This is a genomic window from Enterobacter sp. MG-EB028 (genome assembly GCF_056673305.1).
On sequence record NZ_CP195079.1, the window covers coordinates 3,394,583 to 3,418,440 of the forward strand.

Annotated in this window: 20 protein-coding genes and 1 tRNA gene; 5 read left to right on the forward strand and 16 right to left on the reverse strand. The window is 55.7% G+C overall.

Annotation, left to right across the window (positions count from 1 at the left end; genetic code table 11):
- Nucleotides 1–15: 15 nt before the first annotated feature.
- Entirely contained in the window at nucleotides 16–948 is a 933-nt protein-coding gene (gene prmB, locus ACR42C_RS16055; protein WP_039023972.1) for a 50S ribosomal protein L3 N(5)-glutamine methyltransferase, read from the reverse strand.
- 145 nt (nucleotides 949–1,093) lie between these two features.
- Here prmB and smrB point away from each other — a divergent pair, with 145 nt between their 5' ends.
- Nucleotides 1,094–1,645, forward strand: coding sequence for an endonuclease SmrB (gene smrB, locus ACR42C_RS16060; protein ID WP_479984318.1), 552 nt, complete (start codon nucleotides 1,094–1,096; stop codon nucleotides 1,643–1,645).
- 46 nt (nucleotides 1,646–1,691) lie between these two features.
- Here the strand turns inward: smrB and sixA are convergent, their stop codons facing one another.
- From sixA to ACR42C_RS16080, 4 genes are all read right to left on the reverse strand, one after another.
- Nucleotides 1,692–2,177, reverse strand: coding sequence for a phosphohistidine phosphatase SixA (gene sixA / locus ACR42C_RS16065; RefSeq protein ID WP_003861375.1), 486 nt, complete (start codon nucleotides 2,175–2,177; stop codon nucleotides 1,692–1,694).
- A gap of 209 nt (nucleotides 2,178–2,386) precedes the next feature.
- Nucleotides 2,387–4,534, reverse strand: a complete 2,148-nt coding sequence (fadJ, locus tag ACR42C_RS16070) for a fatty acid oxidation complex subunit alpha FadJ (protein ID WP_479984319.1) — start codon at nucleotides 4,532–4,534, stop codon at nucleotides 2,387–2,389.
- On the reverse strand, nucleotides 4,534–5,844 hold the full coding sequence (fadI, locus tag ACR42C_RS16075) for an acetyl-CoA C-acyltransferase FadI (RefSeq protein ID WP_479984320.1): 1,311 nt from the start codon (nucleotides 5,842–5,844) through the stop codon (nucleotides 4,534–4,536). The genes fadJ and fadI overlap by 1 nt, the downstream gene beginning before the upstream one ends.
- Before the next feature lie 225 nt (nucleotides 5,845–6,069).
- Nucleotides 6,070–6,354 (reverse strand): YfcZ/YiiS family protein, encoded by a 285-nt coding sequence (locus tag ACR42C_RS16080; RefSeq protein ID WP_023294142.1) that lies wholly within the window; start codon nucleotides 6,352–6,354, stop codon nucleotides 6,070–6,072.
- Between the two features lie 372 nt (nucleotides 6,355–6,726).
- Here ACR42C_RS16080 and fadL point away from each other — a divergent pair, with 372 nt between their 5' ends.
- Entirely contained in the window at nucleotides 6,727–8,007 is a 1,281-nt protein-coding gene (fadL, locus tag ACR42C_RS16085; protein ID WP_116338498.1) for a long-chain fatty acid transporter FadL, read from the forward strand.
- A 117-nt stretch (nucleotides 8,008–8,124) separates the two neighbouring features.
- A complete protein-coding gene (locus tag ACR42C_RS16090) occupies nucleotides 8,125–9,453 on the forward strand; it encodes an IS4 family transposase (protein WP_479984321.1) in 1,329 nt (442 codons plus the stop codon).
- 35 nt (nucleotides 9,454–9,488) lie between these two features.
- Here the strand turns inward: ACR42C_RS16090 and mlaA are convergent, their stop codons facing one another.
- On the reverse strand, nucleotides 9,489–10,241 hold the full coding sequence (mlaA, locus tag ACR42C_RS16095) for a phospholipid-binding lipoprotein MlaA (RefSeq protein WP_061097503.1): 753 nt from the start codon (nucleotides 10,239–10,241) through the stop codon (nucleotides 9,489–9,491).
- A gap of 315 nt (nucleotides 10,242–10,556) precedes the next feature.
- Here mlaA and ACR42C_RS16100 point away from each other — a divergent pair, with 315 nt between their 5' ends.
- Both ACR42C_RS16100 and ACR42C_RS16105 read left to right on the forward strand, forming a co-directional pair.
- Nucleotides 10,557–11,486, forward strand: coding sequence for a formate/nitrite transporter family protein (locus ACR42C_RS16100; RefSeq protein ID WP_479984322.1), 930 nt, complete (start codon nucleotides 10,557–10,559; stop codon nucleotides 11,484–11,486).
- Between the two features lie 75 nt (nucleotides 11,487–11,561).
- Nucleotides 11,562–11,633: transfer RNA gene (locus ACR42C_RS16105), tRNA-Arg, on the forward strand.
- A 50-nt stretch (nucleotides 11,634–11,683) separates the two neighbouring features.
- Here ACR42C_RS16105 and ACR42C_RS16110 read toward each other — a convergent pair.
- From ACR42C_RS16110 to ACR42C_RS16155, 10 genes are all read right to left on the reverse strand, one after another.
- The gene (locus ACR42C_RS16110) at nucleotides 11,684–13,015 is read right to left on the reverse strand and encodes a VasL domain-containing protein (RefSeq protein ID WP_479984323.1); all 1,332 of its coding nucleotides are present in this window, start codon (nucleotides 13,013–13,015) and stop codon (nucleotides 11,684–11,686) included.
- 104 nt (nucleotides 13,016–13,119) lie between these two features.
- Nucleotides 13,120–13,590, reverse strand: a complete 471-nt coding sequence (locus tag ACR42C_RS16115) for a hypothetical protein (protein WP_479984324.1) — start codon at nucleotides 13,588–13,590, stop codon at nucleotides 13,120–13,122.
- 14 nt (nucleotides 13,591–13,604) lie between these two features.
- Nucleotides 13,605–14,060 (reverse strand): type VI secretion system baseplate subunit TssE, encoded by a 456-nt coding sequence (tssE, locus tag ACR42C_RS16120; RefSeq protein WP_479984325.1) that lies wholly within the window; start codon nucleotides 14,058–14,060, stop codon nucleotides 13,605–13,607.
- The gene (gene tssJ, locus ACR42C_RS16125) at nucleotides 14,060–14,605 is read right to left on the reverse strand and encodes a type VI secretion system lipoprotein TssJ (RefSeq protein ID WP_163330955.1); all 546 of its coding nucleotides are present in this window, start codon (nucleotides 14,603–14,605) and stop codon (nucleotides 14,060–14,062) included. Before tssJ ends, tssE begins: the two co-directional genes overlap by 1 nt.
- Nucleotides 14,583–15,668, reverse strand: coding sequence for a type VI secretion system baseplate subunit TssG (gene tssG / locus ACR42C_RS16130; protein ID WP_479984326.1), 1,086 nt, complete (start codon nucleotides 15,666–15,668; stop codon nucleotides 14,583–14,585). Before tssG ends, tssJ begins: the two co-directional genes overlap by 23 nt.
- Entirely contained in the window at nucleotides 15,632–17,386 is a 1,755-nt protein-coding gene (tssF, locus tag ACR42C_RS16135) for a type VI secretion system baseplate subunit TssF (protein WP_479984327.1), read from the reverse strand. Before tssF ends, tssG begins: the two co-directional genes overlap by 37 nt.
- 41 nt (nucleotides 17,387–17,427) lie before the next feature.
- Nucleotides 17,428–19,029 carry a type VI secretion system protein TssA gene (gene tssA, locus ACR42C_RS16140; protein WP_479984328.1) on the reverse strand — a complete coding sequence of 534 codons (1,602 nt, stop codon included), beginning with the start codon at nucleotides 19,027–19,029 and terminating at the stop codon, nucleotides 17,428–17,430.
- Nucleotides 19,029–22,481: an ImcF-related family protein gene (locus ACR42C_RS16145; RefSeq protein ID WP_479984329.1), complete on the reverse strand. Its 3,453-nt coding sequence runs from the start codon at nucleotides 22,479–22,481 to the stop codon at nucleotides 19,029–19,031. The genes tssA and ACR42C_RS16145 overlap by 1 nt, the downstream gene beginning before the upstream one ends.
- A complete protein-coding gene (locus ACR42C_RS16150) occupies nucleotides 22,465–23,604 on the reverse strand; it encodes a hypothetical protein (protein WP_479984330.1) in 1,140 nt (379 codons plus the stop codon). The genes ACR42C_RS16145 and ACR42C_RS16150 overlap by 17 nt, the downstream gene beginning before the upstream one ends.
- On the reverse strand, nucleotides 23,601–23,858 hold the full coding sequence (locus tag ACR42C_RS16155) for a PAAR domain-containing protein (protein WP_109241453.1): 258 nt from the start codon (nucleotides 23,856–23,858) through the stop codon (nucleotides 23,601–23,603). The genes ACR42C_RS16150 and ACR42C_RS16155 overlap by 4 nt, the downstream gene beginning before the upstream one ends.

The following is a 23,858-nucleotide window of genomic DNA, read 5'->3' on the forward strand; positions in this document are numbered from 1 at the left end:
CCGAAGCCCGCGGGATTAATCTTTATAAATGCTGAAGTGTTCGCGCGCGTCGAGCAGCTGCGCTTTGGTCAGCATAAAGACGCCGTCACCGCCGTTGTCGAACTCAAGCCAGGTGAACGGCACATCCGGGTACTGCTCTATCAGATGTACCATGCTGTTGCCCACTTCACAAATCAGAACGCCGTCATCGGTCAGGTAATCCGGCGCGCAGGCCAGAATACGGCGGGTCAGCTTCAGGCCGTCAGAGCCTGACGCCAGACCCAGCTCCGGCTCGTGACGATATTCGTTCGGCAGATCGGACATGTCTTCCGCATCGACGTAAGGCGGGTTAGTGACGATCAGATCGTACTGCAGGGTCGGCAGGTCGCGGAACAGGTCAGAGCGGATTGGCGTGACGTGATGGATCAGGCCGTGCTCTTCGATGTTGTGTTCGGTCACGGCCAGCGCGTCGGTGGAGATATCGACGGCATCCACTTCAGCTTCCGGGAAGGCGTAGGCGCAGGCAATCGCGATACAGCCGCTGCCGGTGCACATATCGAGAATGTGCTGAGGCTGATGGCCGATCAGGCCGTCAAAGTGGTTGTTGATCAGCTCACCAATCGGCGAACGCGGTACCAGCACGCGTTCATCGACGTAAAACTCGTGGCCGCAGAACCAGGCTTTGTTGGTCAGGTAGGCGACCGGAATGCGCTCGTTTACGCGGCGGATCACGCGCTCAACGATGCGGTGTTTTTCGCTGGAGGTCAGGCGCGCGGTGCGCATGTCTTCCGGAATGTCCAGCGGCAGGTAAAGAGACGGCAGCACCAGCTGAACGGCCTCGTCCCACGGGTTGTCGGTACCGTGACCGTACCAGATATTAGCGGCGCTGAAGCGGCTAACCGACCAGCGCAACATGTCCTGTATGGTATGCAGCTCGTTTACTGCTTCATCGACAAATATTTTATCCACTCTTTCCTCCAGGGCATGCTCGCATAATTTTCGGCGGCTAGTTTGCCATGAAGACGGCGATAAATCAGCAATGACGCGTACCGCTTGAGGTTAAAAAATGCGTTTAGTCGGGTACACTATCGGAAATACGAGATGAGAATGACGAATGAAAAAGAAAACATCGCTCAGCGAGGAGGATCAGGCTCTCTTCCGCCAGCTGATGACCGGGACGCGTAAAATCGCGCAGGACACGATTGTCCACCGCCCGCAGCGTAAAAAAATCAGCGAAGTACCGGTCAAACGGCTGCTGCAGGAGCAGGCGGATAACAGCCACTTTTTTTCAGATGAATTTCAGCCGCTGCTCAATACGCAAGGGGCTGTGAAGTACGTGCGCGAAGACGTCAGCCATTTTGAGCTGAAAAAGTTACGCCGGGGAGATTATTCGCCGGAGCTGTTTCTCGATCTGCACGGTTTAACGCAGATGCAGGCGAAACAGGAGTTGGGCGCGTTGATTGCCGCCTGTCGCCGCGAACACGTTTTTTGCGCTTGCGTGATGCACGGCCACGGTAAACATATTCTGAAGCAACAGACGCCGCTGTGGCTGGCTCAGCACCCACACGTGATGGCGTTTCATCAGGCACCGAAAGAGTACGGCGGAAATGCCGCATTGCTGGTCTTGATTGAAGTTGAGGAGTGGCAGCCGCCAGAGTTACCCTGACAGAAGGGCGGGAAACACGTAGTACCCCGCCCTGTCACACGTCACGTCAGATCGCTTTTGCCATCTTCAGGTTGCACGGACTCATTTGCCAGTTGAAGACCCCTTTGCCGGTTTCGTCGAGGGTGACGTTGGCAATGGCGGAAGTGGTGAACATTGGCGGCGTTTCGCCCGGGCACAGCTCAGATACCAGATAGCCGACCAGCGGCAGGTGGGAAATGACCAGTGCGGAAGCGACACCTTCGTTGCACAGCGCCTGAAGATAAGCGCTGACAAGGCCGACATCACCGCATGGCGTCAGTTCGGGTAAAACATCCACACTGGATGGCAGGTTCATACACTCCCCCACCACGTCCAGCGTCTGTTCTGCCCGCAGGAACGGACTCACCAGAACGCGTTCAATGTCCACTTTTTGACCTTTAAGCCATGTAGCCATCTGACGGGATTCGTCGCAGCCACAGACGGTTAAAGGACGTACTGAGTCACTGGCGGCATCGAGTGCCGCGTCGCCGTGACGCATGATAAAAACTTGCATATTGCACCGCTTTTGTTAACCAGAATCACCGGCGTTAACTACCCGCGATTAATGCTCTGAGGTAGAAAACCCGATGGCCGGGCATTGTGCCTGATCCATTCGGTGAATGAAACGCTGTTTTTTACCTCAATGGCGTAAGTATAGTCAATCTCTGTTTACAAAATCGCCAGAACAGGTTCATTCACCTCAGGATTTACCCTTCTTTGACTTCAGTTTACGAAATCAGTTTCCCTTGCAGGCCAGAATGTCTGGCCGCGCTCCGCCATCTGCAATAATTCGTCACACGGTGTAAACCGCGGACCGTATTGCGAGGCCAGACGTTGCAGAATGGCAACCACTTCACCCGCGCCGAGAGTATCCATGTAACGGAACGGGCCGCCAAGGAACGGCGGGAAACCAATACCAAATACCGCGCCGATGTCGCCATCGCGCGCGCTCTTGATCACCTGTTCACCAAAGCAGCGCGCCGCTTCATTGAGCATCATCATGACGCAACGTTCAGCGCACTGAACGGCAGACAGTTTTCCCTGACCGGCGGCCGAAATAAGCCCATAAACCGAAGGGTCGACCTGTTTCTTGCTTTTACGCCCTTTCGCGCCGTAAAGATAGAAACCGCGTTCATTTTTTCTGCCTTTGCGATCGTCCTTCAAAATTGCAGAAACAATGTTTGCAGGCGGGGTAAAACGATCGCCGTATGCGGCTTCCAGCACAGGTATAATTTTAGTGCCGGTGTCTATTCCCACCTCATCCAAAAGTTGGATTGGGCCAACAGGGAAACCAAACTTTACCAGCGCCTCGTCGACGTGCTCGATTTTCTCCCCTTCCGTCAGCAGCCGCATCGCTTCGTTAATATACGGTGCCAGAATACGGTTGACGTAGAAGCCGGCCTTGTCCGCGACCACAATCGGGGTTTTGCCCTGCTTTTTCGCCAGCTTCACCACGGTGGCGATGGTTCGCGGGCTGGTCGTGGCGTGCGGGATCACCTCCACCAGAGGCATTTTTTCTACAGGACTGAAAAAGTGCAGCCCAATCACCTGTTCCGGCCGAGCAGCTTTCGCCGCGATATCGCCAATCGGTAAAGACGAGGTGTTTGAGGCGAAAATGGTGTGCGGCGCGCAGTGTTGCTCAACGTCAGCCACCATCTGCTGCTTAAGTGCCAGGTCTTCAAATACGGCTTCAATTACCAGGTCCCGGTGCGCAAAACCGCTGTAATCTGTCGTGCCGGAGATCGTCGCCAGGGTTTTATCACGCTCGCTTGCCTTGATATGGCGGCGTTTGACCTTCTGATCAAGGTTCTGCCAGCTGTACTGCAGCGCATGGTTGATGCCCTTCGCATTGATGTCTTTGATGCGCACGGGCAATTTGCCTTTGCTGGCGGTAACAAACGCGATGCCGCCGCCCATCAGCCCACCGCCCAGCACGCCAATAGCACGGAGCGGAGCAGGCTCTGCCTCGCTGCCGGGATCTTTTTTCACCTCGGTGCTGGCGAAGAAGATACTGCGCAATGCCTGTGACTGTGGCGTCATCGCCAGCTCGCCAAAGGCTTTGGCTTCAGCGGCATAGCCGCTGCTGCTTCCCTGCGACAGCCCGGTTTCGATCACTTCCAGGATCCGCTTTGCCGCCGGATAGTTGCCTTTGGTTTTTTGTTCAGTCTTTTTGCCCACCATGTTGAACAGGAGCGCACGCCCCAGTGGCCCTGCCAGCACGCGCTCGCGTACGGAGAGAGGACGCTTTGCCTGCCGCCCTTTCAGCGCAAGCTCAACGGCGGCCTCCAGTAAAATGGAGTGCGGCACCACGTCATCGACCAGACCGGATTTCAGCGCCTGACGTGCGCGCAGCTGCTTGCCGGTTAAAATCATCTCCAGGGCGGTGCTGACCCCCACCAGGCGAGGCAAACGCTGCGTGCCGCCGGAGCCCGGTAAGAGGCCTAACTGCACTTCTGGCAACCCTAAAACGGTTTTCGGATCGTCAGTACAAATGCGGCTGTGGCAGGCCAATGCCAGCTCCAGCCCACCGCCCAGACAGGCGCCGTGGATCGCGGCAATAACCGGGATCGGCAGCGCGTGGATCTCGGCCATCACCTGCTGGCCCTGACGCGCCAGGTCTTCTGCTTCCTGGGCGCTTTTCGCTCGGGCGATCATGTTGATATCGGCGCCGGCAATAAAGTTATCCGGCTTGGCAGAGATAAAGACCAGGCCACGGACGGCTTTGCTGTCGCGGATCTGCTTTAACATCCCGCGCACCTGAACACCAAATTCGGCCTTCAGGGTATTCATCTTTTCATCAGGCACATCAATAGTGATAACAGCCACGTTATCGAGGCGAACCGTCAGGTTAAATGCAGATGTCATATCCATTATTCAGCCTCCAGAACCATTGCTGCGCCAAGTCCGCCCGCCGCGCAGGCGGTAACGAGGCCAAACCCGCCGCCGCGGCGTCGTAGCTCGTGTAATGTTTGGGTGATCATACGTGCGCCCGTGGCTGCGAACGGATGGCCGTAGGCAATCGAGCCCCCCAATACGTTGAATTTGCTCTGATCCACTTCGCCAGTGGCATGGGCGCGGCCCAGCACGTCGCGCGCGAAACGCTCGCTTGCCAGCAGCTGGACGTTTGCCAGAGTTTGCGCGGCAAAGGCTTCGTGCATATCAATCAGGGTTAAATCTGTCAGCGTCAGCCCCGCGCGATCCAGCGCCAGCGGCGTGGACCAGGCCGGACCCAGCAGCATGTCCTGCCAGACATCAATGGCGGTGAAGGCATAGCTGCGCAAATAGCCCAGGGGGGTAATGCCAAGCTCCTTCGCGCGGGATTCCGTCATCAGGATAACGGCGGCAGCCCCATCGGTGAGCGGCGTACTGTTGGCCGCCGTCACGGTGCCGTGCTTGCGGTCAAATGCCGGGCGCAGTTTGGCGTAATCCGCCAGCGTCGAGGTGCCGCGAATATTGTTATCTTCCGCGAGCGGTTCACGGTAGGGCGGAATATAGGCGGTCATCACCTCATCGGTGAGCTTGCCCTCCAACCAGGCTTTCGCTGCCAGCTGATGCGAGCGATGCGCCAGGGCATCCTGCTGCTCGCGGGTGATACCGTAGGTTTTGGCCATCTGCTCGGCGGTATCGCCCATTCGCAGGCCGGTGGAGTACTCCGCTACGGCAGGTGGCACGGGCATAAGGTCGCGCAGGCGTAAACGCGAGAAGAGTTTGAGCTTCGCACCGGTGGTGCGGGCTTTATTGGCATCCACCAGAATGCGGGCCAGTTTTTTACTGACGCCAATCGGCAGTACGGAGGAAGAATCGGCGCCACCTGCGATCCCGGCGCGAATAGTGCCCGCCATCAGGCTTTCCGCCACGTTTGCTACCGCCTGGAAGCTGGTCGCGCACGCGCGGCTGACGCTGTAGGCGTCGGTGTGAACATTCATGCCGGTACCGAGAACAATTTCCCGCGCAATGTTGGGGGCTTCAGGCATCTGTACGACCTGGCCGAAGACCAGCTGTTCGATGACCTCAGGCGGGATTTCGCTGCGAGCCAGCATCTCCCCCACTACCATTTTCCCCAGATCGACAGCAGGAATACCGTGAAACGCCGTCGCCTGACGCGCAAAGGGCGTACGCAGTCCGCTGACAATGGCAATGCGGTCACCCTGTCGGGTGATTAGCGGTAATGCCTGACTCATAACCTTCCCCTGTGAAAAATTTTACATGAACATAAAGTGGTCTGACCTGATAACAGTCTTAACCATTTTTTTACATTCAGCCAATCAGGGAAGCATAAAAATGCGAGCTAAAACACAGAGAAGAAAAAGAAAATGCCCCAGGGAAAAAGCAAAACGGTAACCCACAGGTTACCGTTTTTAGTGTTTGCTCCCTCTCCCGTGGGAGAGTGCACCAAACCGCAGGAATTAACGCAGGCCTAACTGGAAAATCAGCGTTTCAGCTTCGCAGGCAAACACAAAGTCGATATCCAGCTTCACGCCGCCTTCCACTTCAGTGAAGGTAGATTTGATTTCACACGGATCGGACTCCACATCACGCGCGCGCTTGCTTAGCGCGGCCAGCGTTTCTTCGGCTTCGGCGCGGTTGGTGAACACACGGCTGTAAGACGCGGTGCAATCGGAGTTGTCCATGATGGTGCCAACATCCATACAGCAGCAAACCGGGGTTTCATCAGCACTGCATTTACTCATAGCTCAATTTCCTCTGTATTCGCGCAGCGCGCGAGATAAACACGATGCTGATATTTTACGCCCCAGCGCTGGCTCTCTCCAGCCGTTAATGGCGCAAAATCGGATAAGTGACCGATATCACACTAAAAAATGATCTAAAACAAAAACCACCCTTTTGGGTGAGCCGCGATGGTCACAATTTTGCCAACCAGATCTCGTTTCAAGAAACATGTTTGAAAATATTAATAAACAAACTTGCAACATTCCGGCTGGTCGGACCTATACTCTGGCCACTGGTCTGATTTGTCTGTCATACCTCAGACCCTACACTTCGCGCTCCTGTTACGGTATGTAACAATTATTGAATAAAAATAACTCAATGAGGTTATGGTCATGAGCCAGAAAACCCTGTTCAACAAGACTGCGCTGGCAGTCGCAGTGGCAATCGTCTCTACTTCCGCCTGGTCAGCGGGCTTTCAGCTAAACGAATTTTCTTCCTCTGGCCTTGGCCGTGCGTATTCAGGGGAAGGTGCAATCGCTGATGATGCTGGTAACGCAAGCCGTAACCCTGCATTAATCATGATGTTCGATCGCCCGACCTTCTCTGCTGGTGCGGTGTATATCGATCCTGATGTCAACATTTCCGGCACGTCACCTTCTGGTGCGAGCCTGAAAGCAGATAACATTGCGCCAACGGCGTGGGTCCCTAACCTGCACTTCGTTGCACCAATCAATGAACAATTTGGCTGGGGCGCATCCGTCACGTCTAACTATGGCCTTGCTACCGAGTTCAACAACAACTACCCGGCAGGCGAATACGGCGGTAAAACAGACCTGACAACGCTGAACCTGAACCTGAGCGGTGCTTATCGTCTGAACGACAGCTGGAGCTTCGGTCTGGGCTTTGATGCCGTCTACGCCGATGCAAAAATTGAGCGTTACTCCGGAGAACAGACGGCTCGCCTGCCGAAAAACAGCAACAAAATTGCCAGCCTGAAAGGCGATGAGTGGGGCTATGGCTGGAACGCCGGTATTCTGTACGAGCTGGACAAAAACAACCGTTGGGGCCTGACCTATCGTTCCGAAGTGAAAATTGACTTCGACGGCGATTACAAGAGCGGCATCCTGGCGCCAGTCAACAGCCTGGTTCCTGGCGCGGGTACCACCATCCCGTGGGGGACTTCCGGTCAAACTGTCCCTGGTTCACTGTCACTGCATCTGCCAGAAATGTGGGAAGTCTCCGGTTACAACCGCGTTGCGCCGCAGTGGGCTATTCACTATAGCCTGGCCTATACCAGCTGGAGCCAGTTCCAGGAGCTGAAAGCGACCGGCACCAACGGTCAAACGCTGTTCTATAAGGACGAGAGTTTCCACGACGCCTATCGTATTGCGTTGGGTACAACCTATTATATGGATGACAACTGGACGTTCCGTACCGGTATCGCATTCGATGATAGCCCGGTACCGGCTGATAAGCGCTCCATCTCCATTCCGGATCAGGACCGCTTCTGGGTGAGTGCTGGCGCAACCTACGCGTTCAACGAAAATGCTTCTGTCGATGCGGGCGTGTCTTATATGCATGGTCAGAAAGTGACCTTCAAGGAAGGTCCGTACGAATTTACCTCTGAAGGTAAAGCCTGGCTGTTCGGTACTAACTTCAACTACGCGTTCTAATCGCGCAGGGATCAAAAAAGGTGAGCGTTGCTCTAATGCCGATCAGTTAAGGATCGGTTGACCGATCCAGTGGCTGTGTAAGAATCCGGAAATGTTTACCCGTTTCCGGATTTTTTTATGCACATTGGACAGGCTCTTGATCTGGTATCCCGTTACGATTCTTTGCGTAACCCTCTGACTTCTCTGGGCGACTGTCTTGACCCGGAACTGATTTCCCGCTGCCTTGAAGAATCCGGCACCGTCACGTTACGCAAACGGCGCCTTCCTCTGGAAATGATGGTCTGGTGCATTGTCGGTATGGCCCTTGAGCGCAAGGAGCCGCTTCATCAGATAGTTAACCGGCTGGATATCATGTTACCCGGCAATCGTCCGTTCGTTGCCCCCAGCGCCGTGATCCAGGCCCGTCAGCGGCTGGGAAGCGAAGCCGTCCGCCGCGTGTTCACGCAAACAGCGCAGCTCTGGCATAACGCCACGCCGCATCCGCACTGGTGCGGCCTGACCCTGCTGGCCATCGATGGTGTGTTCTGGCGAACACCGGACACGCCGGAAAACGACAGCGCCTTTCCCCGCCAGACGCATGGCGGAAACCCGGCACTCTATCCGCAGGTAAAAATGGTCTGCCAGATGGAGCTGACCAGCCATCTGCTGACGGCAGCGGCCTTCGGCACGATGAAAAACAGTGAAAATGAGCTCGCGGAGCAACTGATAGCGCAGACCGGCGATAACACCCTGACGTTAATGGATAAAGGCTATTACTCGCTGGGGTTGCTGAATGCGTGGAGCCAGGCGGGAGAACACCGTCACTGGATGCTCCCTCTCAGAAAGGGAGCACAGTATGAAGAGGTCAGAAAGCTGGGTAAAGGCGACTATCTGGTGAAGCTGAAAACCAGCCCACAGGCACGAAAAAAATGGCCGGGTCTGGGAGATGAGATGACAGCCCGCCTGCTGACCGTAACACGCAAAGGAAAAGTCAGCCATCTGCTGACGTCGATGACGGACGCCATGCGCTATCCCGGAGGAGAAATGGCAGACCTGTACAGCCATCGCTGGGAAATAGAGCTGGGGTACAGGGAGATAAAACAAACGATGCAACTGAGCAGGCTGACGCTGAGAAGTAAAAAGCCGGAGCTTGTGGAGCAGGAGTTATGGGGCGTGTTACTGGCGTATAATCTGGTGCGATATCAGATGATTAAAATGGCGGGCCATCTGAAAGGATACTGGCCGAATCAGCTGAGCTTCTCAGAATCATGCGGCATGGTCATGAGAATGCTGATGACGCTGCAGGGCGCTTCACCAGGGCGTATCCCGGAGCTGATGCGTGATCTTGAAAGCATGGCGCAACTGGTAAAGTTGCCGACAAGAAGGGAAAGGGCCTTCCCGAGGGTGGTAAAGGAAAGGCCCTGGAGATACCCCACAGCCCCGAAAAAAAGCCAGTCAGTTGCTTAACTGACTGGCATTAGAGCGTTGCTCACCTTTTTTATTTATTCCGAATCAATATCTTTGAGTTCGTTTTCAATAGCCTTCGCGTTTGGATTATCTTCCGGCTTCAGCTTGCCGCCGTTGGCGATAAAGTCATGATTCTGGAAGTACGCTTCACGCACCATAATGTACGGATCGGAAGACTGGCGCAGCAGGCCGTCTGAATCGAGCAGTTGCGCGCGGGTTTCAATCCCCTCCACCGTCCATTTACCAATCGACAGCGGCCAGGTCAGCCACGACAGGACCGGATACAGCGTATCGACCATATCGCCGCCATCATCACGCACGGTGAAGCTGCCATAGAACGGCAGATGAACGTAAGGGCCGTAACCGACGCCATAATGCCCCAGCGTACTGCCGAAACGGTGCGGCTGTTCACGCTGCAGTTTCGGGTTTGCCATACCTGCGACATCGATAAAACCGCCCATCCCCAGCAGGGAGTTCAGGAAGAAGCGCGTAAAGTGCACCATCCCCTGATACGGATCGCCCTGCAGGAAATAGTTGACCATCACCGCAGGCTCTTCCAGGTTACTGGTAAAATTGCTTAACCCGTTACGCGCGGGCTGTGGAACGTAATCGCGCCATGCTACTGCCACCGGGCGAACCACATACGGGTCCAGCACGTTGTAGTTGAAGCTATACATAGAACGGTTAAATCCTTCGAGAGGATCGGAGCGTCCCGTTTGCTCCCCGGAGCTGGCGCAGCCCACGAGCATCGTCGCGCCCAGCGCAAGCGCCGACAGCCGAAGTTTCATAAATATCTCCCTGTTCAGTATGGCTATCGTTGATTGCCATCCGTAACGGAGCATCTGGCGCTCCGTCTGAAAACGTGCAAGTGATTGTAACAGCACGTTTACCGATGTCTATGAGTTCAATTACGGGCAGTAATCACCGTGACTCTGATCTCAGCATAGCCTGACTTTTGGAATTCGTTTCGCTGGCAATTTTATAATGTCTTTGAACGAGATGTATCACCTTTGTTGTCATTCCCGCCAATTTAAGAGCATCCCCACAGGCATCCCGACAAAAGCCGCTACGCTTAAAAGAAAGATCAACCTCCGGGAGCAGATATGAAAGACGTGGGCGAAGAAAAAATTGGCGAGAGTAATGAGGAACATGAAATTGAAAGCGAGGAGAAAGCGCGCGGTGAGAAGATAGAAATTGATGAAGATCGCCTCCCTTCCCGCGCGATGGCCATCCACGAGCATATCCGCCAGGATGGCGAAAAGGAGATGGAGCGTGACGCGATGGCCCTGTTCTGGTCAGCCATCGCTGCAGGACTGTCAATGGGCGCCTCGCTGCTCGCGAAAGGGATATTTCATGTGCAGCTGGAGGGCGTACCCGGCGGATTTTTACTGGAGAACCTCGGCTATACCTTCGGCTTTATTATCGTCATCATGGCCCGCCAGCAATTATTTACTGAGAACACCGTAACCGCCGTTCTGCCGGTGATGCAAAACCCTACCCTCGGTAATTTTGGTTTACTGATGCGGCTCTGGAGCGTGGTTCTGCTGGGAAATATCATCGGTACGGGTATTGCGGCCTGGGCGTTCGAATATATGCCGATTTTTGATGAACCCACCCGGGACGCGTTTGTGAAGATCGGTATGGATGTCATGAAAAACACGCCGGTCGAAATGTTCTCTAATGCCATCATCTCCGGGTGGATTATCGCCACGATGGTATGGATGTTTCCTTCAGCCGGCAGCGCTAAAATTGTGGTGATCATACTGATGACCTGGCTGATTGCGCTGGCGGATACCACGCATATCGTGGTCGGTACCGTTGAAATACTCTACCTGGTCTTTAACGGCACGCTTCACTGGAGCGATTTTTTCTGGCCGTTCGCCATTCCGACGCTGGCAGGCAATATCTGCGGCGGAACGTTTATCTTTGCGCTGCTAAGCCATGCCCAAATCCGTAACGATATGTCGAATAAACGCAAAGCCGAGCTTAAGGCGCAGGCAAATAAGGATAAAGCGGCAAAAAAATCAACCTGAATGGTGACTCTTTGAGCAGTCAGGCGGCGATGCGCTTAACGCAAAGTGTAAATAACGCTATACTCGTGCCGCCTCGTCCCCTTAGTTAAATGGATATAACGAGCCCCTCCTAAGGGCTAGTTGCAGGTTCGATTCCTGCAGGGGACACTTCTATCTTCCTCTGTTTTCACCCAAATTAGCCCGTTCGCTGCAAAAGCTCATTGAGCAGAAGCATCCTGCTTTATTTGAGCATAACGCGCAGCCAGTTGCTTTAGATGCAGCTCAAGCTGGGTCTTTTCAGCTTCAGGGAGCGCATTTCCCGCAGGATACTGCGACAGGCGCCTGAGCTGCTCTTCAGCGGGTATCGCATGGTTAAATGACTGCATAGTCGAAAAAACCACGGATTTAAGCTCACTTACGGTTATATATTTTCCCTTTTGCTCATCCAGACTACTCAGCCGATGACTCAGTTGCTGAAGCGTCATCATCCCCTGATGCCAGCTGTTCAGTGCGTCCACAGGCAACGCCGTCGCGTTAAACTTTTTTTGCCACTGTATTATCAGCGCCTTAGCCTCTTCAGGCCGCAATGCCTGGAGCTGCTCTAACAGTTGAAGGCTATAGGAAATACTCCAGTCAGGAGGCAGTTTATCCAGTCTTGCAAGCTGCTGCTGCGTATCTGAGATAAACGTGGACGGTAAAGTGCCTCGCTGCGTTAATGCCTCTTGCTGAACAGGCGTTAGCGCTTCAGGTAATGGTGCGAGAGAAGCGACGACCTGAGCCGTTAATGGATCGGGTCTCGACAGAAAGCCCCCACCCCACGCCACGGCGAGGCTAACCACCAACATAGAACACATCCCGGCGACAAAGGGTTTCCATGCTCTGACAGACCCGTGCGCTGTCGGACGCTCCTCTTTATCCGGCTGATTTTCCTGCTGCACAACGTAGACCCATTTCACTTCGTCAATCGGTTCTGCCCTCTCCTGAGGGAATTCGCGACCGGGCATTATCATCGCATTCAAATCTGATGCGTCATTACTGCTTTCCAGCCGTTCAGCACTTGAACGTATCAACGTTCGTAACGTATCGAACTGGCTAAGGTGTTTGAGCTCAAGGCGCTGGAGCACTGCGCTCAGGCTGATAAGCAACGCTTCAGCACTATAAAGCTCACTAAGATGGCTGTTGTTGAATGGAAGCATACGCATGCGCTGCTGCAGGCGCTGGCTCAGACCATTAAGGATTTCCAGACGCGCGTGTAGTGCTTTCGGCCAGAAAAAGTCCCACTGGTGGCTAATCAGGGCCTCCAGAATTGCCAGCCCTTCGTTCAGGCCAGCTAATCCAGACAGGTGAGTACGGGCAAGGGTGTACCAGGCCGCAGTCTGCAACTCCACGCCGTTCTGTTCAAACAAAGAGAGGCAGAGTTTTTCGACATATTGCCAGTTCACATCCGGGCGAGCAGGATGCGTCAGCTTGCTGATTTCATCGCGGAGGGCGGCGTAATCTGGCAGCGTACGCGGGTCGCCGCCGGTTTTTAACGTTATATGTGTGGTCATCCTGGAGAGCCTGCATATCCGTATTGGTTAATTTCGTCAGTTGAGGTGTAAGGCTATTTTGCGATTAAAAATGCAATGACGAATAAAAGGAATGAATGTTATCGCTATGACAACAGCGCTAAAATCAGGCCAAAAAAAACACCTTCATCGAATAATTGTCCTGACCGGGATGGCGTATCAGGGAAAGTAAAGGTCCAGTCACTCACACTCCCCACCCGCATGAACAGGCGACCTTGAGAAATAACCTTTTCCCCGGAACAGAATGTTATTTCGACACAGCCAGCCACGCCCTGTCCATACAGAAAAATCGGCATAAACTTTACCGCCCGACTGTCATAACGCAGAACGATACCGGTAATCTCGAAAGCCCCTCCCTCCACCAGCAGGTCAGGAACGGATGCCGTCAGCGGCTCCACGTTCAGTCCGGTACCTGTCAGCCACTCATCCATCTGCGTCTGAAGTTGCTCCATTCGCAGGCGAAACTCTGCAATATCAATCTGACTCTTACTGCCAGGAGAAACCGGAGCGGGTTGCCGGGAGTGCAGCTCCTTCAGGAACCGTGATTTTAATGACATGGTGTTTTCTGACCTTATATACGGGTTGACGTGTCGAGATACTGCTGTTGCCTGAGATGCCGCAACAGAACCCGCCCTTCGGGCATAAACTCGGTGCCGTAGCGCACCAGCCCAATCCCTTTGAGTTCAGCGTCAATGGCATAGCGCAGTTCGCCGGGTACGTTCTGCTCCAGCAGAACAACGTCTATTTTTTTCAGTCGGGGTTCATATTTAAGCAGGACAGCCGAGAGGGTGCTCATGAGTTCATGAGCCGTTCCCGGCATACCCTGCAGGATTTTCGTCATATCAGGCAACCCGTAGTCGGGCAGATGCGCCAGCGTGCCGGCGCGACAGTTAAGAACGCGCTGCATGTTATCCAGCACCGAGAGGATGACCTGATTTTCTTCAGTGACCTGATGCAGATCGAGGCCGCCGGTAAAATTTCCGGTCAGCATCTCATACAGCGAAGGCGTGTTATGTCCCTGGGGCATCAGTCATCCTTAAGCGGTTGCAGCGTCAGATGGTTCTCGCCGGCTTCCAGAATGCGCGGTTTATCCGGATCCAGATCGCTGCGCTTGATAACCAGCTTCCAGGTGTCGTTGGTCATGTCCGGATGGCGGAACAGCCCCACTACCGCGACAAACTGCGCCTCTTCTTCCATCGGCATATCAAGGCTTGCATCACCGCCCGGTTTCACCACGACATTACGACTGGCCAGCATGTCGTCTTTCAGAATGCTGGCATCGACCTCCAGCAGCTGCTGGTAAACCGTCTTATCAAAGATTTTGCGGTCTTTGAGCTGGTAAACCCGGACCACGACAGGCTCAGAAAGCGAGTTATTTTCGCGAGAGTCGGTGTTCAGCGCCTCACGCGCAGTGAAATCCAGGTGCAGGATTTTAATTTTTTTATAGAACACAGAATTAAACGCTGATTTAGTACCGTCGGTGACGCTCTGCGTCACGCCGCAACCTGTCAGAGCGAGCGCCATCAGAGGCATCAACCAGCGCGTGGTCTTAGTTAAACTTGTACGTAACACGTCGGTTTCCTTGTTGTGGTTTCGCGGGCTCCAGCCCGCTGTAATAGCCCAGCTCTGTCGTAAAGGTTTCAGGAATATCATCAGGATGGCTATTATCTTCGGCGCCCAGCACGCCGTTCATTCCCAGCCAGAAAGGGTTTTCACCCAGAGGTGGTACGGCCAGCAGTCGGACTGAAGTGGTCAGGGTGATTCTGGCCTTGAACCGCCAGCCCAGATACACCCGCAGCATAACCAGAAAATCCTGATACAACTGGCCATCCGGCTTCCAGCCCTGCGCTTCCCGTTCATTATCCGTTGCGAGAGCAACCCGCAGTTGGCTACCGGCATCCATCGCTTCGTCACCCAGCGGCGTATTACCATCCAGCAGAAAATCTTCGTCACCGTAAAAACCCAGCGGCCTGTCGATCTCTACAGATCGGAGACAATACGGACTCACCTGCACGGATGTATCGGGAGCCAGCAGACTCACCAGTGCCTGCATCCCTTCCTGGGTTTTGCCCGGCTGCTGCAGCACTCCCAGCAGTGCCAGAAAACGCGACACTGGCGTGGCAATATGATTTGCCGTACCCGGTATTCCCAGCCCCACGAGACCCAATAACGACTGTGAAATGCTGTCGGTTCCGCCGGGCTCAAACGTGGCCGGGTAGGAGTATTTACGCCAGATGCGGTAAAACTGCGTCAGGATGCGATGGCTGAAAATATCCAGAAAGCCCTGCAGCGCCTCATGCCCTTCCCGGCGCTGGGTGATGTCATCGAGATAGGCCGTCGGTAAGGGTGAGTCGACGCCGTACATGCCCATAAAGGTTGTGCGGATAACCGGAGGCTTACCGCCATTGTCTTCGTCATATTCAACGGACTTCAGTTCGCTGACCGGAAACCCCATCCCCGGATGCGGCGCAAAACGTACAGGGTCATCGGCGGGATGACTGGTTGAGCCCATCAGCGGCCTTCCCGGATTACGCTTCTCCAGCAACTGACATAAACGGTAAAAGTTAATGCAGTGAAGATCGGCCTCCAGCCGTGGCGTCAGCCGGGAATGCGGCGGTTGTGTTTCTCTTGCCATTCCAGGCGCTCTCCGGTCGGTTGCAGGATGATAATCAGGCGGTTAAACAGGTAGATGTCGGTGTAGAGCGCGAAGAAGCGGCTCAGCATCTCGCCGAAAAGGCAGATGTCGCCGCGTCCGGCAAAACCGTGGCTGTCCAGCGTCACTTCAATCTGGACGCCGCGGACCAGGTAGCCCTGCTCAAATCGTTCGGTTTCACCGTGTTTCACGTCGATGATGGCTTCCAGGCGACGGCGATTCATCTCACTGTCCGTCCACTCGTACAACGCCAGGGTACCTCGCAGCACGTCGGCATTATCCATCATCGACAGAAACCCGCTGCCGAGATGGCTCAGCACGCGCCAGTGGAAACGATCCTGTGCCGGTGGATAACAGGGCAGCGTTGGCGCGCACAGGTTGCGCACGACGATGCTGGCCGAGGTGGTTTTCATCACCGTATCGAGCACGGTACTTTGCAGCGCCCGTCGCGGTAGCTGGCCGTTGGTGCCGGTGAGCGTCAGGGACAGACTTTCATCTTCCGGGACGGTGTGGTTGTCAAAGGCTTCGCCACCCAGGATAAGCCAGGTATTGTGTAGCCCGGACGGACCGCGCCGAACGCGGGTGTGATAATAATATTCCGGCGCTTCATGGCGCATCATTCCACCTTTATGGCGGAAGCTCGAGAACGGCACGTAGGTATGCTGGCTGGATGACATCACCGAATCGACCGCGTAAATCTCGGTATGACCATCCTGCACGCGCATCGGCCGCAGCAGGTATTCAGTCTGCAATGAATTTAGCGTCAGCGGATCGGATTCGAGTGGGAACAGATTGATCACGGGCACGCAGTTCAGCCGAAGATGCTTTTCGGTGAAGCTGAAATCATTCTCCCAGCGTTCCGCCAGCACCACGTCAATTTCAAACCAGGGAAGCTCAGCCGGGAAGACGACGCTCTCCAGACCACGCAGGCCGGTGAACATGAATTTCTCGCGGAAGGTAAAGTACTCCAGCAGCAGTTGATAGCCGCTAAAGCTGCTGCTGCCCTTCGGCCAAAGGTCGTCGTCATCGCCAAACCCCAGCGCGCTGAAATACCCATCGAGCGGTCTTCTGTCCACCTCCCCGGGTATCCGCAGCCAGAGGCAGGCAGTGTTCATGGTAAAGGCTTCGTGCATGGCGCAGGCCAGCGGTGCATCAGCGTTGAAGTAGAGCGGGATCTGGCTGAGATCGACACGACTCCAGTCGGCAAGATGGCTGCAGTTAAACCGCAGGCTGATGACCGAACGCCCGTTCGGGTCAGTCGACAGGCGGGCGTGCTCCAGCGATAGAGGCAGAAGGGTGATCTCTTTAGTTGTGGTGTACCGGCAGCGCGTGCCCTTCTCACCGATCGGCCGCGAGTTCACTTCGAAACCTTTGACGATGCGCATCTGCTCTTTCATCTCACGCCAGTCGGGTGTGAACTCCACCACCGACATCGACGGGATGGTGCGCAGGTAATGCGGCCACAGCAGGCTGACCAGCCCTTCTGTCAGTTCAGGCAGGTCGTCATCGAGCTTTTCGCGAAGCCGCCCCATCATGAAGGCAAAGCCTTCAAAAAGGCGTTCCACGTACGGGTCACGCGCGCCGGCTTTATCAAGGTTGAGCATTGCCGCCTGCTCGGGGTGAGCGCGGGCAAATTCTTCGCCGGCTTCAAGCAGGTAGCGCATTTCAGCGTCAAAATAACGCAGGGTTAAATCGTCCATAAAAACCTGAATATATGAATTTTAAAGGTAGGCCAGGTGTTTTACCCGCAAAGCACCGCACTGCTTGCCGGATCGAGCGCAATCAGGCCAGCCAGAAGCTGTTCCATCTCAGGCTGAAGCCGTGACTTATCGGTTTCGCTGCGGGTGGCTTTCATGCGCAGCAGTCGGAGACGGCGCGATTTGACTTCAAACAGCAGCGCTGGGGTCCACTGCGTGAGGGTGATGGACTGTGCAGCGCCATCGAGTTCCCCGAGCAGATGCAGGGCCAGTTCATTTTTGCCCTTCTGCTCTGCCACGCGAGCCATCAGCAGGCGCAGCAGCCATTTGTCTTTTGTAGTGTCAGTGCCCGGGCGGGTCTGCAGCCAGTGAAGTGCGGTATCCAGTCCATCCGTGTCCGCTTTCTCAAGCGCTTCCGGCTCAAGGGCCAGAATATCGTTGTCCGTCCCACTGGCAGTACTGACTCTCTCATCACGCCAGCCGGACACATCGTCCAGCACGCTCTGATTTATCCAGTTCAGCGTGACCTCATCGGCAAACGGCGTTCCGTCATTAAAGGCCAGCGTTTCAAGCCCGGTGAGACGACGCAGCAGTCCTTTCAGGTCGGCGATGATGATATCGGCCAGCACTTCCTGGCCCAACTTCATCAGGGCCTGATGGATATACCACTGCAAATCCAGCCAGAGGTGGTTGGCGCCGCGCGAGAAGGTACTGTCCGCGTGCTCCAGTATCTCCAGCCAACTCTGCTGCAGGTACAGGCGTTTAAGCATGGCCCGCTGGTCAGCCCGCGGCGGCTCGATGCGCGTTTTCCCTTCGGCATCCGGCGCCGGAATAGCACTCAGCGTGTCATGTCGCAGGCTTTTCATCAGCCGGTGTGCGGGAAGCCATCCATCCGGTTGTTCACGCAAATACCCTGCCAGGGTACGGGCCTGAGTCAATAAATCCTGACCGGACGAAATGCGGCTCAGGACAGGCACATCATGTTCTGTCGCGTGGGATGAGGCCTGGGGCTGAGACGTGTTACTGGCATTCTGAGGAACCAAAGCATCCACGCCACCGGCCTTCATCAGGCGGGATTCCAGCGCGCTGTACAGCGCATTCAGTTCCGGCCGCGACGTTTCCGGCTCTGTCTCCAGACTGTCGCAGATGAGCAGCAGCGCCCCCGCAGTGCGCTGAGCATCGCTGCACGCCACTTCCGGCCAGAGGGAGAGGCTATCGAGCAGACGAGAGCCTGCCAGCCACTCAAGCGCAGGTTTACGGCTTCGCTCGCGCTGCGGATGAAGCTTCGTTCCATAGCGCTGCAGCAACCCCACAAGCAGTTCAAGCCCTTCGGCAAAGCCGGTTTCTCCATCCTGGTGCAATCGCGCCCAGCAATAATAGGTGGCAACACGGATATCTTTGGCGGTGGTAGTCAGCAGCTTTTCGGCAAGCGTACAAATCAGCCCGGTATCAATTCCTGAGAGTTTATTCACCTCCTCTCTGATACGCTGGAAATCATCGTCATATCCCGGATCTTCTCCAGCAGGACTGGTATCGCTGACCGGGGCAAGCCAGGGCTGCCAGCATTCCGCGCGGGCCTGCGCCTGCTTTCGCAATTGTGTTTCGTCCGCCTGACAGGCGGCAACCAGATTCTGCAGACTGCTCATTATTCAATTCCGTCCATGTCACTGTTTTCCGTGTTGACCATCAGCGCCTGAGCCGTGGCCGCGCTGTCGACACTGAAGATCTGATCCGGCAGCGTGAAGCCGTGCAGTGCCAGTAATGCCAGCGGCCCGCTGCCCAGCTGTGAGCGCATTACCCACTGCAGGGTGCGGCCATCGGAGGCGGTGAAACTCACCATCCACTGACTACGGTCAAGCTGCTGCCGCTTGCCCTGATCCAGCCAGCGAATAAAGCCCCACGTCCCGCTGTAATCCCCAAACAGACGCGCACCAGCGTTGACCGTGGTCCAAGTCAGCATTGTCCCTGGTTTGTAAGTGTCTCCCGGCCAGCGGAAGGACTGCCAGTCGGCCATCTGGTTAAAGTAGTGCAGCTTTTGCCCATCAATGGACAACTGAGTTTCCACTACCTGCGGTGCCGGGCGTGCCTGCAGCTCGAAACTAATACCCTGACTGCCATCGGTAAACAGAATGTCTGACAGCTCGCTCAGTTGATTAATCGCCCGCAGGAACGTTGGGTTAAAGTTCAGCCCCTGGCTGTTAACCTTATCCGGTACCCACTGACTGCCCTCTTTGTGCAACACACCGCTGAGTTCAGTCGTCAGGAAGCGTTCAATACGCCCGCTGTCCTTACGTATAAATTCGGCCAGCATTGGCAAGGAGGCATCGCTCTTGCTCGCGGCGAACGGGAAGCGCCCGTCAAATGCCGTGTGCCAGTTAGCCACAACTGAGCGACTCCATTTGTCATTCAGACTTGCTGCCGACGGCTGAAGTACGGTCTCCCAGGCCTGGGTCAAAGGCTGCACAAACATCGTGCTGCCAAATCCGCTCCACTCCTCGCCAAGGCTTGCCGAAATGAGGCTGCCGTACTGCTGGGTGTCGGTCAGGTCCACGCTTTTGCCCTGGAAAACGGTTTGCGCCAGGGTCTGCATCATCTCCTGCGGGTCTGAGGCGCTGGCCACCTGCTGCAGGCGCAGACGCACGCGGGTGATACGAGTCAGATAGGTCTGCAGGCTCAGAGAGTTGTCAGCCGACATGACGTTACTGCCGTTGTTTTTACCCAGAAGCTGAAGCAGCGGGCCGAAGGTTTCATCCAGTGGTCCCTGTGGGCCTGACGCTGACTGGTCAATCGCGGGTTTGTCTTTTCCGCCTACGAGGTCTTTAGCCGATTTGATGATTGAGTCTGAAAGGCCTTCGCTTTGCTGACCGGTCTGTCCCTGCCAGGCGAGGGTATTCATCAGGGCAATCAGCGGAGACTGGCGGACATCGCTCATCAGCGTCAGCTGGTCGGTAACGTCCGCAATATTGTTTGCCGGGTTCCAGCGCAGGCTGTTAAGGAAGCTCAGCCAGCTGCCGGCAAAGTCAGTGAAGTAACGCTCTGTCAGGCGCGCTTTGAGCGCCTCCGGCGAGAGGTCCGCTGATACGGCTTTGCGGGATTCACTCAGCACCCAGTCGATTTCATCCTTGCGCGACGTTGCCGCCTTCTCAATGGCCTGCTGAATCCCCCCTTCCCATGCCTGACGGGTGAACATGCCCGGCACCACTTCCTCGGTGGTGAACAGGCGACGGGCATCGGTACCGCTGGTCATGTCCTCCAGAGACACATCGGCAAAGTTACGGCGTACGGATTTGAGCATGTTTTCATACAGCGTGCTTTCTGCGTTGCGGCGGCCAATCTGCTGCAATAGCACCTGACGGCTCTGGCTGACCAGCTGCGCCTCAGGGGTGATTTTCCACTGCGGCTGCTTTGGCAGTTCAGAGATGTAGAAGGCCCATAAATCCGGCGACAGGCTTTGCCACAGACTGGTGGAGATCCCCATACGCGTCGGCTGTACGGTTTTCATCGCTTGCGCGTAAAATGCACCGTCGGCTTTATCCGGACGGGCCATCATCAGCCAGGCTTTCAGCTGGTCATAGCCCGGTTTCGCCAGCTGGGTCCGCTGGTCGCTGTTTGGCGCTGAATTGACCAGGGCTGTGAGCTTTTGCGCCAGGGCAGCATTTGCCGGGTCGCGTATTAGCCGGTTGTTCGCCACGCCGTACCAGGGCAGCATTGCAGTGAGCAGCTGCTGATTATGGTCGAGGCCGAAGCGCTGATACCAGGGCGTGCCCTCCTGAATATTGTGCAACATGCGGCCTGCGTCATTTCGCAGGTCATGAAGTGCCGTCAGCTGATAGTCGGATACGGAAGGATGTTCAACCAGATTGCGGGCTTTTCCTGCTACAGAGGTAATTTGTCCATAGTTCAGCATAAACGAGACCAACAGCCCCGCCCCCCAAAGACCGATGATGGCCGACAGCGTCCAGGCGAGCGTCCGTTCCCATGCCATGCCGACACGGCGGCCACGAACACGAGTGCAGTCGTCAACGATACCCTGCCATGTCTCCGGCAACGCCAGAGCATGGCGTTGTGACTCCGGAACATATTTCTGCGCGTCGGCAGATGCCGCACTGGCTGCCCTCTCTGTGGTATCGGCAGTTTTATTCTCCGGCAGGCTGAACATCAGGCCACGCAGCGGAACGCGTTGCTGAGCGTCGGAGAGCCATGGCATCAGTTGCTGAACCCAGCGGGCAATACCGCCGTCTTTAAGATGCTGGCCCAGACGCAGCAGAAAATCGTGGTTGTTATTCTCCAGCATCTGGTTCACGCCCTGCGCCCTCAGTTCGGGCAGCATCAGCTCAAGCTGGCGGGTAATGTCGTCGGCTTTGGCACGCAGCGGGAAACTGGCCCCGACCGGCTGTTCAATGCGCTTAGCCTGCGACCATTTACTGTCACGCAGTTGCCATAGCCAGACCGGCGCGGAATAACGCAGCAGTTCGCTGATTTTTTCCAGCCCGCGTAAATCGTTATCGCTGATTCGTGGAGTCAGAGTAAGCGACTGCGGCAATACGCGAACAATCCCGTCCAGCGGGCGCCCGCGGCGCAGTTTACGCAGCGCGGTGTATTTCTCTCGGTCAGGCTCAGAGGCCAGGCTTCCGCCGTAAATCAGTACGGTACGGTTGCCTTCAAGCCACTGCTGCTGTTGCAGGCCTGGAACAAGCTGTTCAATCGCGGCGTCATCACCGGTAATCAACAACAGGCGAACCTTGTAGCGCCAGAAGAGGTTATAGCGCGATCGGAGGTGTGTCTTCAGCAGTCGGTAAGCCGCTTCGTGCCCCGTAACCTTTGCAGGTCTACGCTTGCGGGATGACGACGGGCTAACCTTATCTTTAATCAATAACCGGAAGGCCATAAACCCCAGTACCAGCATGCTGAGCGCAATTCCCCAGACGATAAAGCCAGAGACAATAAGCGGACGCAATGTTTCCCATTCCGTTGACCGTTCGGTCGCCCACAGCCACCATGCCACTCCGCCCAGTAGTACCAGTAAAGTGGTCACAGCAATACAGACAGTTACCGTGGCTGCCATAGAAATGGCAGCAGGCTTATTGACGTTGTCCATCAGGTTTTACTATTCCAGTTGCGAGGATGTTCATCGGGTCGCGTGCAATCCAGCCGCACGGTTGTTGGTGGTGCGCGGCATAGATTGCCGCCAGGGATAAAACAATCAGAGTTTCCATATCGCCAATTTCCCCCCAGTTGGCGTCCTGCAGATGCTGGCTGACATCCCATCCATTATTCGCCAGCACCTCAAGGCCGGGTCGGGAAAACAGCGTACAGGCCTCCGGTGGCTCATCCAACTCGCTCTGTTCCAGTGCACGGGCGAACACGGTGAGCAATATGTCGCCTTGTTCTGGTGAAAACGTTTCACCACGCGTCAGTTGTACCGGGCCATTAAGTCCGGCCAGCCACAGTGCCGCAGATTCTCCGGCGGGACGTTCTGTGCCTGACTGCGCCGCAATGACCTGACACCCGCCGATCAGTATCGTGTCATCAGGTTTGGCTCCGGCAAGCTCGCCCGCAATTTCAGCCAGGCTGGCTTCCCCTTGCCAGGGCTCAGGCCGGGCTGGCAGTGCAATATCCGGGAAAGCGAGCGCCATCTGTGCGCGAAATGCCTGCCAGGTGATGTCGGCCCCCTGCCAGTAGCAACGCAGCGGTGGAGTAAGTATTTTTTCACCACGCTGCTTTTGCCACTCAATAACCAGCAGTTCCGCCAGCCGCTTTTCACGAACGGTGGGATCCATAACTGAAATTTGTGGCAGTCTCAGTGCACTGCCACCGCCTTCTTTTTTTTCCTCCGGAGGGCGTTGTTCACGGTTAAGCACTCGCAGCCAGTCAACTGAGCGCGTACCTGCAGGCCCCAGCAACAGCCCTTCTTTTAACCAGAGCGGCTGTCGGTGCGCCGCCCACCACTGCTGCTGTTCATATGCCACCAGCTGATAGTAGAAAGCGGCGTTATGCACGCTGACGCGGTAGTACAGAAGCCGCACAAGCCAGCCAGTGCCCGACAGCAGCAATGCCACCAGAATACCGGTAGCTACCAGCGAGCTTTTACCCTCGGCAGAGGGCAGCAGTCCGCCAGCACCGCCGCCGATCAACACCAGCAGAGCCGTGGCCGACAGCCACCTTGCGGTAGCAGGCGGATGCGCCGTTTTGTACGCCGGATAATCAGGAACGGACCTCACTGGTCAATACCGCAGTCTGGAAACGAACTGACCAGCGTACAGCCGCAGGCACAGTGGTGACCATGCAACGCGACGGGCTGCCCATCAACCGTTGTCAATGTGCTACCTTCCGCGATGGTCGTCATACCGTGTTTGTTACAACGAACCGGATCCCCCTTACAGGCAAATCCCTGACCAAAACACTGATAGTGTCCTCCTAATACCTTGCCGCCATATTCCCGCAGGCTGTCTCCTTTACGGATGACTTTACTCAT